The following is a 17363-nucleotide window of genomic DNA, read 5'->3' on the forward strand; positions in this document are numbered from 1 at the left end:
CGGCCGTACGGCTCAGGGAGCCACCCTCGCCGTGCGGCTCAGGCGGTCGCCGCGGCCGTGAAGTCGTACACCGCGAAGTCGGCGACGGCGCGGTAGCCGATGCGCTGGTACAGCCCGGTGCTGGTCGGGTTGGCGAGGTCGGCGAAGAGCAGTACGTCGTCGGCGCCGGAGTCCAGCGCGGCCCTGCTGACCTCCGCGGTGGCGGCGCCCGCGTAGCCACGGCCGCGCTGCCGCGGCGGGGTGTAGACGGGACCGACGCGGACCTGTCCGGCGATCAGGGGGGTCACGCTCGCCATGGCCACCGGCCTGCCGTCGTCGGTCTCCCAGAGAGTCACGCCCCCGTAGGCCGCGCGGTCGTCGGCCCAGGCCCCGTGGTCGCGGTCGGCGTCCTCGCCGAGGAACTCGGCGAACTCCGCGCTCCACCGGGCGACCTGGTCCCGGTCCGCCGCGGTCGCGACCCGCGCCCTGCCCGGCGGGGCCGGCGCCGGCACCGTCAGCGTGCCGAGGCGGTACAGCCGCTCGCTCCGGCGCAGCACGGCGCCGGCTCCCGTGCGCCGCTGCCAGGCCTCGGCGAACGCGGCAGCCGTGGCGCTGTCCCCGGTCACCCCGGGCAGCCGGTGCCGCTCGTCGACGAGCCGGGCGGCGAGCGCGTCCGCGTCCCGCGCGGACAGCCGCGTCAGGCTCAGCCCGTACGGCGGCGTGCGGAAGAAGGCCGCCCGCACGGCACCCTCCCGCTCCAGGAATCCGAAGACGGGCGCCTCCTGCCCGAACGCCTGATCCCCGCGCCGGCGCAGCGCCGCCGTCACGGACAGCGCCACGGTGTGCAGCGCGGGCTCGGAGCGCAGGAAGTCCCCCGCCTGCCCGAGGAAGCGGTCGAGGTCGTGGGTGACCTGCCAGTCGTGGGAAGCGGCGGACGCGGCGGAGGAACGGGAAGCGGGGTCCATGCCCCATGGTCCCGCGGGCCGGCCGCGTCCCGCCTCCGGTTTTCCGCGGCCCCCGGGCACCGGCGGCTCCCCCGGGGCGGATCTCACCGCGCGCCCTCAGCGAGGTCCCGGACCTCCGGTTCCGGGTCGGTCGTGAGGCGGGCGTGCAGATGGCAGTCGCGGAAGGCGTCGTGGCGGCCCGCGTCGAACATCGCGCCGCGCAGCGTGCCCTCGTACCGGTAGCCGCAGCGTTCGGCGATGTGGCAGGAGGCGTCGTGGCCGGCGGCGTGGTCCAGTTCGAGGCGGTGCAGGGCCAGTTCGGTGAAGGCGAACCGGGTGGCCAGGAGCAGGGCACGGGTGGCGACGTGCCGGCCGCGGGCCTCGGGGAGCACCCAGTAGCCGACCATCGCGCGGCGCATCACGTGGTCGATGGCGTTGACGCCGATGTGGCCGAGCGCGTCCCCGGTGTCCGGGTCGGTGACGCGGAAGGCGACGCCGGTGCCCTCCCGCGCGCTCTCGGCGCGCGAACGCAGCGACTCCCGGGCCGCGTCGACGTCCCGCACGAACTTGAGCGGCGTGTTCCAGCGCTGGAACTCCGGATCGGACAGCCCGCGGAGCCATGACGCGGCGTCGGCGTCGGACTCCGCGTCCCAGGGGCGCAGCCACAGGCCGTGACCACGCAGCTCGGGAAAGGGGTTCACTGCGTACTGCTGGTGGACGTTGCTCATCGGACCATTCAATCCCCTCGCTTCACACGGAGTCGTGGGGTTTGTTCGGATCCCGGTCCGCGCCGGCCAACGCCGCGGCGATCGGGTCCGTGGTCACCGGGACCGTGGCGGCCGCGACGGCGGTGACCGCGTCGGAGGTGACCGGGTCCGTGGCGGCCGCGACGGTGGTGACCGCGTCGGAGGTGACCGGGTCCGTGGCAGCCGCGACGGCGGTACCCCGGACCGTGCCGGGCCGTCACCGCCTCCGTCCCCACCTCCGTCGCCCCTCCGTCCCCGCCCCCGTCCCCGTCCCCGCCCCCGTCCCCGCCTCCGTCGCGGCCCGCTCACACCGGGGGCCGGAACACGGGCACGCGCACCGCCCCCGCGTCCCGGAACGTCACCTCCAGCTCCATCCCCACCCGCAGGGCCGCGGGGAGGCACTGGACCACCTCGGTCATCATCCGCGGGCCCTCGGCGAGATCCACGACGGCGGCGGTGTACGGCACACGCCCGCCGAACGGCGGGAGGTCGTTGCGGTGCACGACGGACCAGGTGTAGAGCGTGGCGCGCCCGCTCGCCGGCCGCCAGGCGACGTCGTCGCTCCAGCAGTGCGGGCAGAACTCCCGGGGATAGTGGTGCGCCCGGCCGCAGGCGGCGCAGTGGCGCAGCAACAGGCGGCCCTCGGCCGCCGCGTCCCAGTACGGCCGGGTGAAGGCGTCCACCTCCGGAAGGTCGAACCGCGCGCCGGCCGCGCCGCTCTCCGTCCCGCTCACCGGAAGAGCCCGAACGCGTCGTCCAGCGACCACGTCTGCCACGACATCCCGAACAGGGCGACCAGGGAGATCAGCGCCATCATCGAGTTCTGCCCCTGCTCGGCCCAGTCGTGGATCATGAGGACGAGGTAGAGGAGGTTCAGCAGGAGTCCGCCGACCAGCGCGACCGGCGTCAGCAGGCCGGTGACCAGCCCGAGCCCGAGGGCCAGTTCGGCGTAGACGACGACGTACGCCATCGTGCGCGGGCGCGGCGCGACGACCACGTCGAAGCCGGAGCGCACGGCGTTCCAGCGGTGCTTGGCCGCGACGTCCGCCGCCCAGGCGATCCCGGTGCCCCGCTCGAACCAGCCCTTCCTGTCCTTGTGCCGCCAGCTCTCCAGCCACCACAGGCCGAGCCCGATCCGGAGCACGGCCAGCCATTCCGCGCCGCTGAGCCAGATGGTGTCCATGGCCGATCCTCCCGCCGCCCGCGCAGATCTGACGGTACGTCAGTTCAGCGCAAGCGTGCGGGCCGCGCAAGAGGCGTGCACCGGCTCCGGCGCACCTCCCGCCGGACCGGCGCGGCACCGCCACCCACTCCACACCCCCACCACAACGAGGCCGTCTACGCCACCGGCCCCACCCACTCCTCCTACAGCCGTGATCAGTTCGCAACCGATTCCGGTCTTGACCGAGACCTATCAAGCTAAGTCGTGATTACGCTCGCGCTCATGGCCGACTCGACTGCTTCCTCGACGCCCCGCACGGTGCCGTCCCACGAAGACCGCCCCGTGTACGTGATCGGCGGCGGCCCCGGCGGACTCGCGGCGGCGTACGCGCTGCGCGCCCAGGGCGTACGGGCCGTCGTGCTGGAGAAGTCCGACAAGGTCGGCGCCTCCTGGCGGCGCCACTACGACCGGCTGCACCTGCACACCACCCGGCGGCTGTCCGCGCTGCCGGGGCTGCCCATGCCGCGCTCCTTCGGGCGCTGGGTGTCGCGCGACGACGTGGTGCGCTACCTGGAGAAGTACGCCGAGCACCACCAGTTGGAGATCGTCACCGGCGTCGAGGTCTCGCGCATCGAGCCCGCGCCGGGCGGCGACGGCTGGCTGCTGCGCGCCACCGGCGGACGCGAACTGACCGGCAGCGCCGTGGTCGTCGCCACCGGCTACAACCACACGCCCCGCGTGCCCGACTGGCCCGGCCGGGACGACTACACCGGCGAGCTGCTGCACGCCGGGCAGTACCGCAACCCCACGCCCTACGCCGGCCGGGACGTCCTCGTCGTCGGCATCGGCAACACGGGCGCCGAGATCGCCGTGGACCTGGTCGAGGGCGGCGCCCGCCGCGTACGCCTGTCGGTCCGCACCGCACCGCACATCGTGCGCCGCTCCACCGCCGGGTGGGCCGCGCAGTTCACCGGGATCCTGGTCCGACGGCTGCCGGTACGGCTCGTGGACCGGCTCGCCCGGCCGATGGCCAGGCTGAGCGTCCCCGACCTGTCGGCCCAGGGGCTGCCCCGCCCCGGGACCGGGCTCTACTCCCGTGTCAACGAGGGCTCCATCCCCGTCCAGGACGTCGGCCTCATCGACGCCGTCCGCAAGGGCAAGGTGGAGATCGTGGCCGCCGTGGACGGCTTCGAGGACGGCAAGGTGATCCTCGCCGACGGCCAACGGATCGGTCCGGACGCGGTGATCGCCGCCACCGGTTACGTCCGGGCGCTGGAGGACGTCGTGGGCCACCTCGGCGTGCTCGACCCGCGCGGCCGCCCGGTCGTGCACGGCGCCCGCTCCCCGAAGGACGCCCCGGGTCTCTACTTCACCGGCTTCACCAACCCCATCAGCGGCATGTTCCGCGAACTCGCCCTGGACGCACAGAAGATCGCCAAGTCTGTCGCCCGCCGCACGACCGCGGCGCGGGGGTCCGCACCCGCCGCCCGCTGACCCACGCACCCCGCCCGACAGCCGGGACCCGCTGACCCACGCACCCCGCCCGACAGCCGGGCCTCGGCCCCGGTGGGGCACTCGACATCCGGCATCCGGCATCCGGCATCCGACGCCCGGCACCGGACACGCGGCGCCTGCGCCCCGCGCCCCGCCATCGCGTCCGCGCGCCGGGCCGCTCCGTCGTGCGGCAGCGGCAGCCATCAACTCATCGACGTACCAACCGTGTTACTCGCGCGTCAGATGTGGCGCCGGTGCTGTACCGATCCAGCCACGCGAGCCAGAATGCGAGCCCTGCTCACTTTCCGGTTCCGGCTCCATCCACCTCTCGTGTTCGACTCGCATCGACGGAGGATGAACGTGGCACGTGAAAGACAGCTCTCTCCCCGCCCGGCGACCCGGCTCTCCCGGCGCTCGGTCCTGGGCGGCGCCGCCGCGACGGGCGTGGCCCTCACCGGCGTGACCGCGCACCCCGCCGCGGCCGCCACCACCGCCCGCGAGGCCGACGTCGCCGTCATCGGCGGCGGGCTCGCGGGACTGACCGCGGCCCGCGACCTGGTGGCTGCGGGCCAATCCGTGGTCGTCCTGGAGGCCCGCGACCGCGTCGGCGGCCGGGTGGTCAACCTGAAGCTGCCGAACGGCGGTGTCACCGAGGGCGGCGGCGAGTTCATCGGCCCCACCCAGGACCGCATCAAGGCCCTCGCCGACAGCTTGGGCGTGGCGACCTTCACCACCTACAACACCGGCAAGAACCTGCTCTACAAGGACGGGAAGAGGACCCCGTACGCCACCGACGGCCTGCTCGGCTCGGTCCCGCCCGTCGACGTGGCGGGGCTCGCCAACGCCGCCGTCGTGCAGGCCGAACTCGACGCCATGGCCAAGCAGGTCCCCGTCGCCGCGCCGTGGACCGCCGCCAAGGCCGCGGAGTGGGACAAGCAGACCTTCGAGAGCTGGCTGAACGCCAAGGCCGTCGTCCCCTCGGCCAAGTTCCTCATCGACGTGGCCTGCACGTCCGTGTTCTCCGCGCAGCCGCGCGAACTCTCCCTGCTGTTCGTGCTGTTCTACATCGCCGCCGCCGGGAACGAGTCCAGCCCCGGCACCCTGGAGCGCCTGACCGAGACCGCGAACGGCGCCCAGGAGTCCCGCTTCGTCGGCGGCTCCCAGCAGGTGCCGGTCAAGCTCGCCGAGACCCTGGGCGACCGGGTGGTGCTCGGCGCCCCGGTGCGCTCCGTCACGCTCTCCGGCGGCAGGTACCTGGTGGGCGCCGACGGGACGACGGTCTCCGCGCGGCGCGTCGTCGTGGCGCTCCCGCCACCGCTGGCCGCGCGCATCGCGTACGACCCGCTGCTGCCCGCCGACCGCGACCAGCTCTGCCAGCGGCTGCCGATGGGGTCGATCGGCAAGGCGATCGCCGTGTACGACACCCCGTTCTGGCGCGCCGACGGCCTCAACGGCCAGGTCGTCAGCGACACCGGCACCGTCCGCTCCACCTTCGACAACTCGCCGCCGGAGGCCTCCTACGGCGCCCTGATGGGCTTCATCGAGGCCGACGAGATGCGCGCGTGTGACAGCGCGACGGCCGACGAGGTGAAGGCCGCCGTGCTGAAGGACTACGCCGTGTACTTCGGCGACAAGGCCAGGTCGCCCATCTCCTTCGTGCTCCAGCGCTGGGACAACGAGGGGTACTCGCGCGGCGGCCCGGTCGCCTACGCCCCGCCCGGGGTGCTCACCGAGTACGGCCCGGCCCTGCGCAGGCCCGTCGGCGGCATCCACTGGGCCGGCACGGAGACCTCCACCTACTGGAACGGCTACATGGACGGCGCGGTCCGCTCCGGCGAGCGTGTGGCGAAGGAGGTCCTGGCGGTGCTGTGACGGTTCCGCCCGGCCGGGCGGCGGGTACGAACCACGTACCCGCCGCACCCCCGCACGCGCGTCCCGCCGGGCCACCGGGGCCGGGGCCGCACCATCGCGCCCCCTCGCCGCGCACAGCCTTTGCCTGCACAACGGTTCCTGACGCGGCGTCAGTTGCGTAATCTGACACTGCGTCAGTTAGAAGTTGGCTGTCACACAGGAGCGGGCGGACCGATGCTTGGATCAACCCACGGCACCCTCACCACCGACTCCCGCCGGGCCCGGGTCATCGCCTGCGGCGAGCAACCCTCGCCGGTCGTGCACGGCCGGCCGGCCGAGGTCGACGACCTGGACGTCAGCGGGCGTCCGCTGTACGCCGACGTCCCCGATCTGGACCGCTTCTTCCGTCCCGAATCCGTGGCCGTGGTCGGCGCCTCGGACGCCGAGGGACGGCCCAACACCGGCATCACCAGGCAGCTCATCGCCTGGGCGGAGCGGGTCGGCGCCCGGCTGCACCCCGTGCACCCCACCCGCCGGTCCGTCTTCGGCATCCCCTGCTTCCCCTCCGTCGCCGACCTGCCCGAGCAGGTCGATCTCGCCGTGCTGCTCGTCGGCGACCCCCTCTCCGTGATCGAGGAACTGGCCCAGGCCAAGGTGAGGTTCGCCGTCGCCTTCGCCTCCGGATTCGCCGAGACCGGGGCCGACGGCGCCGAGGCGCAGGACCGTCTCGCCGCCGCCGTCCGGCGCTCCGGGCTCCGGCTGCTCGGTCCCAACACGAACCTCAACGCCTTCGAGAAGTTCCGCGACGACCTGACGGGTCCGGCGATCGCGCTCATCACCCAGTCGGGACACCAGGGACGCCCGGTGTTCGCCCTGCAGGAGCTGGGCGTCCGGCTCTCCCACTGGGCGCCCACCGGCAACGAGGCCGACCTGGAGACCGCCGACTTCATCTCCTACTTCTCCGAACAGCCCGGCATCGGAGCCATCGCCTGCTACGTCGAGGGCCTCAAGGACGGCCGTTCCTTCCTGCTCGCCGCGGACCGCGCGGCCCGGCGCGGGGTGCCCGTCGTCGCGGTCAAGGTCGGCCGCACCGAGACCGGCGCGCGCACAGCCGCCTCGCACACCGGCAAGCTGACCGGGGCCGACGCGGTGGTGGACGCGGCCATGCGGCAGTACGGAGTGATCCGCGTCGACGGGCTCGACGAGCTCCAGGACACCGCCGCCCTGCTGGCGCGGGCACGCACCCCGCACGCCGACGGCGTCGTCGTCTATTCGATCTCGGGCGGCACGGGCGCGCACTTCGCGGACCTGGCGAGCGAGGCCGGCCTCGCGCTGCCCACGCTGTCCGAGGAGAAGCAGGCCGAGCTGCACCAGTGGATACCCGACTACCTGAACGTCGCCAACCCCGTCGACAACGGCGGGCATCCGGTGGGCGACTGGCGCGGCCGGAAGATCATCGACGCGATCCTCGCCGACCCTTCCGTGGGGGTGCTCATCTGCCCCATCACCGGCCCCTTCCCGCCGATGAGCGACCGGCTCGCCCGGGATCTGGTGGACGCGGCGGAGCAGACGGACAAGCTGGTGTGCGTGGTGTGGGGGTCGCCGGTCGGAACGGAGGCCGCCTACCGCGAGACGCTGCTCGGGTCATCGCGGGTCGCCACCTTCCGCACCTTCGCCAACTGCATCACCGCCGTCCGCGCCCACTTGGACCACCACCGGTTCGTCTCGACCTACCGCTCCCCCTTCGACGAGGCACCCCGCACGCCCTCCCCCTCCTTCCGCAAGGCGCAGGCACTGATGCGCCCCGGCCAGCAGCTGAGCGAACACGCGGCCAAGCAGCTGCTGCGCGCCTACGGCATCAGGGTGCCGCGCGAGCAACTGGTGACCAGCGCGGCGGCTGCCGTACGGGCGGCGAGCCTGGTCGGCTACCCGGTCGTCATGAAGGCCTCCGGCGCGCAGATCGCCCACAAGACCGAACTCGGGCTGGTCAAGGTGGGGCTGACCTCCGCCAGCCAGGTCCGCGACGCCTATCGCGAGCTGACCGACATCGCGCGCTACGAGGGGATCACGCTCGACGGTGTGCTCGTGTGCCAGATGGTCGAGCGGGGTGTCGAGATGGTCGTCGGTGTCACCCACGACCCGCTCTTCGGGCCGACCGTGACCGTGGGACTCGGCGGTGTGCTCGTCGAGGTGCTGCGGGACACCGCCGTGCGCGTGCCGCCCTTCGGTGAGGACCAGGCACGGGCCATGCTGTCCGAGCTGCGGGGGCGAGCCCTTCTCGACGGGGTGCGCGGTGGGCCTCCGGTGGACGTCGACGCGCTCGTCGAGGTCGCCCTGCGGGTGCAGCGGATGGCCCTCGAACTCGGCGACGACATCGCGGAGCTGGACATCAATCCGCTGATGGTGCTGCCGCGCGGGCAGGGCGCGGTGGCCCTGGACGCCATGGTCGTCTGCCACTGACCGGCCCGCCGCACGGCCCACCGTCCCCCGCACGCATCGGAGTACCCCCATGTCCGACTCCCTCCGCGAATCCCCGGAATCCCGTCGGTCCGCCGACCCACGCGGAACACCTGAGCCGCGCGAGGCCCGCGAACCGTCGGAATCACCCCACCCGTCCGGAAATCCCCTCGACTCATCGATACTTCGGACCACTGACAACGCCGTCTCGTGGATCACCCTCAACCGGCCCGAGGCGATGAACGCCCTCACCTGGGACCAGCGGGAACGGGTGATCGCGCTGCTCACCGAGGCGTCCGCCGACCCCGCCGTGCGGGCCGTCGTGATCACCGCGCGGGGGCGCGGCTTCTGCGCGGGCGCGGACCTGCGCGGCGGCCCGCCCGCCGGGGAGCGGGTCGCCGGCGACGTCGCCCGGACGATCCGGCTCGGCGCGCAGCGCCTGATCGCCGCCGTCCTCGACTGCGAGAAGCCGGTGATCGCGGCCGTCAACGGCACGGCGGCCGGGATCGGCGCGCACCTCGCCTTCGCGTGCGACCTCGTGCTCGCGGCGGAACCGGCCCGGTTCATCGAGGTGTTCGTGCGCCGCGGTCTCGTCCCCGACGGCGGCGGCGCCCATCTGCTGCCGCGGCTCGTCGGTCCGCAGCGCGCGAAGGAGCTGATGTTCTTCGGCGACGCGCTGGCGGCCGCGGACGCGGAGCGGATCGGGCTCGTCAACAGGGTCGTGCCGCCGGACGACCTGGAGAAGACCGCCCGTGAGTGGGCGGAGCGGCTCGCCGCCGGCCCGACCCGTGCGCTCGCCCTCACCAAGCAGCTGGTCAACGCCTCCCTCGACACCGACCGTGCGACGGCGTTCGCCGCGGAGGCGGCCGCGCAGGAGATCAACATGACGACGGCGGACGCCGTCGAGGGCGTCACGAGCTTCGTGGAACGGCGCGCCCCCCGCTTCGAGGGCCGCTGACCCGTCGGCATCCGCCGTCGGCCGCTCGGCACCGCCGTCCGCCCGGCGGCGGACAGCCCTCAGTCGCGGGTCAGGGTCCGCAGGTCGCCGCTGTCCGGGTCGCCGAAGAGCACGAACAGTTCGGGGCCGCTCTCGCTGCCCCCGATGGTCCAGTAGGTGTCGTGGCCGCAGTCCTTCACGCGTACGACGACGCCGTCCCGCACCTCGGGCCCGTCGCCGCCCGCGTAGGGGTCGTAACGGCCCTCGGTGTCCAGGAACCAGCTGCCCGTGCCGTCGCAGCGGGTGAAGTCGCGCTTCGCGACGTCGTCGAACTCGGGCTCGGCGGGCAGCTTCGTGAGGTCGGCCCGGCCGTCGGCCCGCAACCGCAGCACCGCACCGCCGTCGCCGTGCCAGACCCCGACGAGCTGTGCGGTGGTCAGCGTCGGGGGCTCGTACTCCTCGATGAGTCCGGTGGACAGCCCCACCGCGCCGGCCGTCGCGACCAGGACGCACGCCGCGAGGGCGGCGAGCGCGGAGCGGGACCAGATGCGACGGACGCGTGACGCGCGGCCGTTGGCGCGGGCCCGCCGCCGGACGTGGCCGACGCCCAGCGCGGGCAGGATCCCGGAGGCGGCGAGGAGCAGGGCGGGTGCGCCGGTGGGCGGCAGACCGCCGAGGGTGACGGCGACGGTGGCCCACAGGGCGCCCAGGAGGATCACGGACACCAGGTGCCGGACGGTCTCGGGACCGGGGGCGTGCCGGTTCGTCAGCCGGGCCAGCGTGGCGGCCGGCATGGTGTGGACGGCCGCGTGCAGCATGCCCAGCGCGGCGAGCAGCAGCGGGCCGAGGACGACCATGCACAGCAGGCCCGCGGCGGCGAGTGCGCCGCCGGTCCCGGCGCCGTGATTGTCGTCGTCGAACGTCCCGACCCACCAGACCGTGGCGGCCACCGCGAGCTGTACGGCCGAGACCGCGGCCGCGGCGCTCAGTTCGGCGTTCTCCCATGTCAGCCGCGAATGCCTGGGCCGACCCGTGTCTCCCCACCCCATGGGCGAAAGATACGCGGCCGGTGCGCGACGGCACGCGAGGGGTTCGGCGACCGCCCCGGCCCGCACGCCGCGCCCGCCGGACCCGGCCCCGCGCCTCCGCCGCCGTTCGACATCGCTCCCCCGGCCCCTTTCCGCCCCTGCGCCTCCCGTCCCGTCCCCTCCTCCGTCACTTCACCCCTTCCCATCTGACGCACCGTCAGCTTCAATGGGGAATGTGATGGGACACGCAGGAATGGCCGCAGCCGCCGTCCGCTACCTCCGGTCGGCCGGGGCCCCCACCGCCGCGGGGCCCGTCGAGGCGCTGCCGCGCCCGGACCTCCGCGCGGTCGGCGACGACGAACGCGCGCCGGTCGACCAGGCCGAGTTCCGCCGGGTGCTCGGGAACTTCGCGAGCGGCGTCACCGTGGTCACCGCCCCGGACACCCGGGCGACGGATCACGAGGCACCGGCGGGGCCCGCGGGCTTCGCCTGCCAGTCCTTCGCCTCGCTCTCCCTCGACCCCCCGCTGGTCTGCTTCATGGTCGGCCGTACGTCGACGACCTGGCCGCGGATCGCCCGCGCGGGAGTCTTCTGCGTGAACGTCCTCGGGGCCCACCAGGGCGATCTGTGCCGCGGCTTCGCGGTGAGCGGCGCGGACAAGTTCGCCGGGGTCGCGTACGACGCGGCGCCGGTCTCCGGCTCGCCGCGGCTCGCGGGGGCCGCGGCCTGGATCGACTGCACGATCCACGCGGTGCACACGGGCGGGGACCATCTGATCGTGGTGGGCCGGGTGGACGCCCTCGGCGCCGGAGACGACGACGCGGCACCGCTGCTCTTCCACAAGGGCCGCTTCCTCTAGACCGCGACCGGCACGCGGAAAGCGACCGGCGCACGGACCGCCACCGACCCGAGAGCCGCGGCCCTCGCCTGGACCGCGGCTCCCGGGACCCCGACCGTCACGCGAGCGCGGGTGCGGGTGCGGCCGTCGCCGGACGCCTGCGCCGGATCACCAGTGCCATCAGCGCCGCCGCCGCGCACAGCGCGCCCGAGGCGTACCAGACGACGTCGTACGAGCCGAAGGTGTCCCGCGCGACACCGCCGAGGAAGGCGACGAGGGCGGCGCCGACCTGGTGGGAGGCGAGGACCCAGCCGAAGACGATGGCGCTGTCCTCGCCGTACTGCTCGCGGCACAGGGCCAGCGTGGGCGGGACCGTGGCGACCCAGTCGAGGCCGTAGAAGACGATGAAGAAGATCATCGGCGGGTGCACGCTCGGGGCGAGGAGCATCGGCAGGAACAGCAGCGAGATGCCGCGCAGCGCGTAGTACACGGCCAGCAGCCGGCGGGGCTCGAAGCGGTCGGTGAACCAGCCCGAGGCGACCGTGCCGACGACGTCGAAGACACCGATGACCGCGAGGAGCGAGGCGGCCGCCGTGACGGGCATGCCGTGGTCGTGGGCCGCGGGCACGAAGTGCGTCTGCACGAGGCCGTTCGTGGAGGCGCCGCAGATCGCGAAGGTTCCGGCGAGCAGCCAGAAGGGCCCCGTGCGGACGGCGGAGAGCAGGACGGTCACCGCGCGCCGGGCGGCGCCGGGCACCGGCTCGGGCTTCGGCACGAACTCCGTGGCCCCGTACGGCTTCTGGCCCACGTCCGCCGGATGGTCGCGCAGCAGCAGCCACACGAAGGGGACGACCGCGAGGGCGGCGAGGGAGACGGTGACCGCGGCCGGACGCCAGTCGTGCTCCTCGACGATCCAGGACAGCACCGGCAGGAAGATCAGCTGGCCGGACGCCGAGGCGGCCGTCAGGATGCCCGTCACCAGCCCCTTGCGCTCGGTGAACCAGCGGTTGGTGACCGTCGCGGCGAAGGCCAGGGCCATCGAGCCGGAGCCCAGGCCCACGAGCAGGCCCCAGCACAGCAGCAGCTGCCAGGCCGCCGTCATCCACACGGTGAGACCGGAGCCGAGCGCGATCACCGTCAGCGCCACGGCGACCACGCGCCGGATGCCGAAGCGGTCCATCAGCGCGGCGGCGAACGGCGCCGTCAGTCCGTACAGCGCGAGGTTGACCGAGACGGCGGCTCCGATCGTGCCGCGCGACCAGTGGAACTCCTGGTGCAGCGGATCGATCAGCAGTCCCGGCAGCGAGCGGAAAGCCGCCGCGCCGATGATCGTCACGAAGGTGACGGCGGCGACGAACCAGGCGCGGTGGATGCGGTGGGCGCCAAAGGGGCGTGCGGGTCGGGAGTCCTCGACGGGCGCGGCGGCTTCGGTTGTCTGGGTCACGACATAGAGCTTCGGGGACGGGCTCCGCGCGAACCACTGGCCCGAGAGACAGCATTCGTTAGGATCGGGCCATGACCGAACAGCAGGCACCGCACCGGCGGCACCGTGTCGCCATCCTCGCGCTCGACGGCCTGATGCCCTTCGAGCTGGGCATCCCGCAGCGGATCTTCGGCAAGGCACGGGACGCCGAGGGCCGGCCCCTGTACGAGGTCGTCACCTGCTCGGTCCGGGCGCCCGGACCGGTCGAGACGGACGCCGACTTCGCCGTCCTCGTCGCGAACGGACCGGAGGCGCTCGACACCGCCGACACCGTGGTGGTCCCCACGTCGTACGAGCTCGGCCCGGTCTACGAGGACGGCGTCCTCACCCCCGAACTGGCCTCGGCCTTCGCCCGCATCCGCCCCGGCACCCGGCTCGTCTCCATCTGCATCGGCGGCTACGTCCTCGCCGCCGCCGGCCGCCTCGACGGGCGCCCCGCCACCACGCACTGGATGCACGCGGACCACTTCCAGCAGCTCTTCCCGAAGATCCAGGTCGACCCGGACGTCCTGTTCGTCGACGACGGCGACGTCCTCACCTCCGCCGGGGTCGCGGCCGGGATCGACCTCTGCCTCCATCTCGTACGCCGGGACCACGGCGCCGCCGTCGCCAACGAGGTGGCCCGCCGCACGGTCGTGCCGCCGCACCGCGACGGCGGCCAGGCGCAGTACATCCAGCGCCCGGTCCCGGAGGCGCAGGCGGCCACCACCACCGCGGCCCGCGCCTGGGCGCTGGGCCGCCTGCACGAGCCGATCCAGCTGCGCGACATGGCCGAGCAGGAGGCCATGTCGGTACGCACCTTCACGCGCCGCTTCCGCGAGGAGGTCGGCATCAGCCCCGGGCAGTGGCTCACCCAGCAGCGCGTCGAACGGGCCAGGCATCTGCTGGAGTCCAGCGACCTGTCCATCGACCAGGTGGCGCGGGACGCGGGCTTCGGCACGGCGCAGTCGATGCGCCAGCACCTCCAGTCGGCGCTCGGGGTCACGCCCACCGTGTACCGGCGGACGTTCCGGGCGGGGAGCACCGGCCCCGGGCCCGGCGGCGGCGCGGGCTCCGGCGACTCGCTCACTCGGTCCGCGCCGGGCCGGTGAGCGGGGTGGCGGCCGCCGCCCGGTCGCGGAGCCCGGGGCGCTAGAAGGTCAGCACCGCCCTCGCCACCCTCCCCTGGTGCGCGTCCTCCGCGGCCTTGTCGAAGTCCTCCACCGGGTAGGTCGCCGTGACCAGCTCGTCCAGCAGCAGGCGGCCCTCGCGGTACAGCTCCGCGTAGAGCGCGATGTCGCGCTGCGGGCGGGAGGAGCCGTAGCGGCAGCCCAGGATCGACTTGTCCAGGAACAGGGAGGAGACGAGGAAGGACGCCTCGGCCGTCGCCGGCGGCACCCCGAGCAGCACCGCCTGCCCATGACGGTCGAGCAGGTCGACGGCCTCGCGGACGAGTTCGACCCTGCCGACGCACTCGAAGACGTGGTCGGCGCCGGTCGGCAGGATGTCCTTCACCCGCTCCGTCGAGGTCAGGAAGTGCGTCGCGCCGAACCGGCGGGCGGCGGACTCCTTCGCCGGGTTGGCGTCGACCGCGACGACCTTCAGGGCGCCCGCGATCCGCGCGCCCTGCAGCACGTTGAGACCGATGCCGCCGGTGCCGATCACGACGACGCTGTCGCCCCGGTCCACCCGGGCGCGGTTGAGGACCGCGCCGACACCGGTCAGGACCCCGCAGCCGATGAGCGCGGCGGACGTCAGCGGGATGTCCTCGGGGATCCGGACCGCCTGCACCGCCTTCACGAGCGTGCGTTCCGCGAAGGCCGAGTTGGCGGCGAACTGGTACAGCGGCCGCCCCGCCCGCGTGAACGGCTGCTGCGGCATCCCGATCGCCTTGCGGCACATCGTCGGCCGTCCCCGGTCGCACTCCGCGCAGGCACCGCAGTTGGCCAGCGTGGACAGTGACACATGGTCGCCCGGCCGGACGTGGGTGACGCCGTCGCCGATCTTCTCCACCACGCCCGCGCCCTCGTGTCCGAGCACCACGGGCACGGGGAACGGGATGGTCCCGTCCACCACGGAGAGGTCGCTGTGGCAGAGTCCGGCCGCGGAGAGGGCGACCCGCACCTCGCCGGGACCCGGCTCCCGTACCTCCAGGTCGTCCACGACCTGGGTCTGCTTCCCGTCGAAGATCACGCCTCGCATCGCGCCGTGCTCCCCTCTGTCCCGGGCCGCCACCGGGTTCCGGTCCCGGGGCCGTCCCGTGGGTTCGTGTCCCGGAGCTATCCCCTGGGTTCCTTCGGCAGGCCGAGCACGCGCTCGGCGATGATCGTGCGCTGCACCTCGTCGGAGCCGCCGTAGACGGTGTCGGCCCGGCTGAACAGGAACAGGTGCTGGAACGCGTCCAGTTCGTACGGTGTCGCCGCCGACCAGTCCTTGGGCCCCACCGCCGCCGCGGCCCCCCGCACCCGCACGGCCAGTTCGCCGAGCCGCCGGTGCCAGCCGCCCCACAGCAGCTTCGCCACGCTGGGCGCCCCGGTGCCGCCCGCGTCCGGACCGCCGAGCGTGCGCAGGGCGTTCCAGCGCATGGTGCGCAGCTCGGCCCACTGGCGTACGAGCAGGTCGCGCAGGACGGGATCGGTGACGGCTCCGGTCGCCACCGCCGACTCCACGACGCGCCCCAACTCCTCGGCGAACCCGATCTGCTGGGCCAGTGTGGAGACCCCCCGCTCGAAGCCGAGGAGACTCATCGCGACGCGCCAGCCGTCGCCCTCGCCGCCGACCAGGTGCTCGGCGCGCGCCACCGCCCCGTCGAAGAAGACCTCGTTGAACTCGCTCGTGCCGGTGAGCTGCCGGATGGGGCGGACCTCGACGCGGCCGGGCTGGTCCATCGGGACGAGCAGGAAGGACAGGCCGTGGTGGCGGACGGAGCCGGCACCGGTACGGGCCAGCACGAAGCACCAGTCGGCCTCGTGGGCCAGCGAGGTCCAGATCTTCTGCCCGGTGACGCGGTACGCGCCGCCGTCCCGTACGGCCGCGGTCCGCACGCCGGCGAGGTCCGAGCCCGCGCCCGGCTCGCTGTAGCCCTGGCACCAGAGTTCGTCGCCGCGGGCGACGGGCGGCAGGAACCGGGACTTCTGCTCCGGTGTGCCGTGCGCGACGAGGGTCGGGGCGAGCAGGTTCTCCCCGATGTGCCCCGAGCGGGCGGGCGCCTTCGCGCGGGCGTACTCCTCGGCCCAGACGACCTGCTGGATCAGGCTCACCCGCCGGTTGCCGTACCCGTCCTCGCCCCATCCGAGGCCGATCCAGCCGCCCCGGCCGAGCTCCCGCTCCCAGTCTCGGCGCTCGGGCCGGCCGGTGAGGTGCGCCGCCAGCCACGCCCGCGCCTCGTGCCGGAACTCCTCGTCCTCGGCGCCGAATCCGAACTCCATGCGCGCTCCCCCTCCCCGGCAGCCAGGTCCCTCACGCGTTCGGCCGGGCCTTGTCGGCCGCCGCCCGCGCCATGGCCTCGACCTGCTCCAGCAGAGGCATCGGGTCGACGCCCACGGTGCCCGGCAGGAAGTCGGCGATCCGCTCGGGGGTCCAGGTGCCGTCCGCGTACCCGGCGCGCAGTTCGCGGGGCTGCGCCCACACCGCGATCTTGGGGCCGGCGATCGTGTACACCTGGCCGGTGATCCGGGCCTCGCGAGCCCGGTCGGACAGCAGGTAGACGACCAGCGCGGCGACGTCCTCCGGTTCGCCGATCTCCTTGAGCTCCATGGGGACGCCCGCGGACATACGGGTCCGGGCGACCGGCGCGACCGCGTTGGCCGTCACTCCGTACTTGTGCAGCCCCAGCGCCGCGCTGCGGACGAGCGAGATGATCCCGCCCTTCGCCGCGCTGTAGTTGGCCTGCGAGACGGACCCCTGGTGGTTGCCGCTGGTGAAGCCGATCAGGGTGCCCGAGCCCTGCTTGCGCATCACCGCGGAGGCGGCCCGGAACAGCGTGAAGGTGCCCTTCAGATGGGTGGCGACCACCGGGTCCCACTCCTGCTCGGACATGTTGAACAACATCCGCTCGCGCAGGATGCCGGCCACGCACACCACGCCGTCGATCCGTCCGTACGACGCGAGCGCGGTGTCCACGACGCGCTGCCCGCCCGCCATGGTCGAGATGTCGTCGGCGACGGCCACCGCGTCCCCGCCGGCCGCCTCGATCTCCTTGACGACGGCCTCGGCGACCGAACTGGTGGGCTCGGCGCCCTCGACGGACACGCCGTAGTCGTTGACGACGACCCGCGCGCCCGCCGCCGCGGCGGCGAGGGCGACGGCCCGGCCGATCCCCCGTCCGCCTCCCGTGACGGCGACGACCTTGCCTGCCAAGAAGTTCCCCACGCCCGGCCCCTTCCCGCAGTTTCTGACGGTCCGTTAGATTCAACTCGGATTCTACGACCCGTCAGATACCTGGAGACAAGCCCCCGGGGAGGAC

General features: G+C 73.8%; 15 protein-coding genes. 6 read left to right on the forward strand and 9 right to left on the reverse strand.

Going from position 1 to position 17363, the window contains the following annotated elements; genetic code table 11:
- Positions 1-38: 38 nt before the first annotated feature.
- The 4 genes from ACSYGO_RS21840 to ACSYGO_RS21855 all read right to left on the reverse strand — a co-directional run bounded on the left by ACSYGO_RS21840 (position 39) and on the right by ACSYGO_RS21855 (position 2852).
- Positions 39-944, reverse strand: coding sequence for a GNAT family N-acetyltransferase (locus tag ACSYGO_RS21840; protein WP_426677569.1), 906 nt, complete (start codon positions 942-944; stop codon positions 39-41).
- An 83-nt stretch (positions 945-1027) separates the two neighbouring features.
- A complete protein-coding gene (locus tag ACSYGO_RS21845) occupies positions 1028-1651 on the reverse strand; it encodes a GNAT family N-acetyltransferase (protein WP_426677568.1) in 624 nt (207 codons plus the stop codon).
- Between the two features lie 323 nt (positions 1652-1974).
- Positions 1975-2403, reverse strand: a complete 429-nt coding sequence (locus tag ACSYGO_RS21850) for a Zn-ribbon domain-containing OB-fold protein (protein ID WP_460387314.1) — start codon at positions 2401-2403, stop codon at positions 1975-1977.
- Positions 2400-2852 carry a DoxX family protein gene (locus ACSYGO_RS21855; protein WP_345646348.1) on the reverse strand — a complete coding sequence of 151 codons (453 nt, stop codon included), beginning with the start codon at positions 2850-2852 and terminating at the stop codon, positions 2400-2402. The genes ACSYGO_RS21850 and ACSYGO_RS21855 overlap by 4 nt, the downstream gene beginning before the upstream one ends.
- Before the next feature lie 261 nt (positions 2853-3113).
- Here ACSYGO_RS21855 and ACSYGO_RS21860 point away from each other — a divergent pair, with 261 nt between their 5' ends.
- The 4 genes from ACSYGO_RS21860 (at position 3114) to ACSYGO_RS21875 (ending at position 9591) form a co-directional block, all read left to right on the forward strand.
- The gene (locus tag ACSYGO_RS21860; RefSeq protein WP_426677566.1) at positions 3114-4325 is read left to right on the forward strand and encodes a flavin-containing monooxygenase; all 1212 of its coding nucleotides are present in this window, start codon (positions 3114-3116) and stop codon (positions 4323-4325) included.
- A 354-nt stretch (positions 4326-4679) separates the two neighbouring features.
- The gene (locus tag ACSYGO_RS21865; protein ID WP_460387316.1) at positions 4680-6197 is read left to right on the forward strand and encodes a flavin monoamine oxidase family protein; all 1518 of its coding nucleotides are present in this window, start codon (positions 4680-4682) and stop codon (positions 6195-6197) included.
- A 213-nt stretch (positions 6198-6410) separates the two neighbouring features.
- Positions 6411-8636, forward strand: coding sequence for an acetate--CoA ligase family protein (locus ACSYGO_RS21870; protein ID WP_460387317.1), 2226 nt, complete (start codon positions 6411-6413; stop codon positions 8634-8636).
- A 235-nt stretch (positions 8637-8871) separates the two neighbouring features.
- Entirely contained in the window at positions 8872-9591 is a 720-nt protein-coding gene (locus ACSYGO_RS21875) for an enoyl-CoA hydratase/isomerase family protein (RefSeq protein WP_460387319.1), read from the forward strand.
- A gap of 59 nt (positions 9592-9650) precedes the next feature.
- Here the strand turns inward: ACSYGO_RS21875 and ACSYGO_RS21880 are convergent, their stop codons facing one another.
- Entirely contained in the window at positions 9651-10619 is a 969-nt protein-coding gene (locus ACSYGO_RS21880) for a hypothetical protein (protein WP_460387321.1), read from the reverse strand.
- 217 nt (positions 10620-10836) lie between these two features.
- Here ACSYGO_RS21880 and ACSYGO_RS21885 point away from each other — a divergent pair, with 217 nt between their 5' ends.
- A complete protein-coding gene (locus ACSYGO_RS21885) occupies positions 10837-11457 on the forward strand; it encodes a flavin reductase family protein (protein ID WP_460387323.1) in 621 nt (206 codons plus the stop codon).
- Positions 11458-11554: 97 nt separating this feature from the next.
- Here ACSYGO_RS21885 and ACSYGO_RS21890 read toward each other — a convergent pair whose 3' ends face one another.
- Positions 11555-12880, reverse strand: a complete 1326-nt coding sequence (locus ACSYGO_RS21890) for an MFS transporter (RefSeq protein WP_460387324.1) — start codon at positions 12878-12880, stop codon at positions 11555-11557.
- A gap of 71 nt (positions 12881-12951) precedes the next feature.
- Between ACSYGO_RS21890 and ACSYGO_RS21895 the strand changes: the two genes are divergently transcribed.
- On the forward strand, positions 12952-14010 hold the full coding sequence (locus ACSYGO_RS21895; protein WP_426677559.1) for a GlxA family transcriptional regulator: 1059 nt from the start codon (positions 12952-12954) through the stop codon (positions 14008-14010).
- Positions 14011-14050: 40 nt separating this feature from the next.
- Here the strand turns inward: ACSYGO_RS21895 and ACSYGO_RS21900 are convergent, their stop codons facing one another.
- From ACSYGO_RS21900 to ACSYGO_RS21910, 3 genes are all read right to left on the reverse strand, one after another.
- Complete coding sequence (locus ACSYGO_RS21900; RefSeq protein WP_460387326.1) at positions 14051-15100, reverse strand: Zn-dependent alcohol dehydrogenase; 1050 nt, start codon at positions 15098-15100, stop codon at positions 14051-14053.
- Between the two features lie 77 nt (positions 15101-15177).
- Positions 15178-16326, reverse strand: a complete 1149-nt coding sequence (locus ACSYGO_RS21905) for an acyl-CoA dehydrogenase family protein (protein WP_460387328.1) — start codon at positions 16324-16326, stop codon at positions 15178-15180.
- Between the two features lie 31 nt (positions 16327-16357).
- Positions 16358-17269 carry an SDR family oxidoreductase gene (locus ACSYGO_RS21910; RefSeq protein WP_095935034.1) on the reverse strand — a complete coding sequence of 304 codons (912 nt, stop codon included), beginning with the start codon at positions 17267-17269 and terminating at the stop codon, positions 16358-16360.
- Between the last annotated feature and the right edge of the window lie 94 nt (positions 17270-17363).

It is taken from the genome of Streptomyces krungchingensis, from assembly GCF_054729265.1.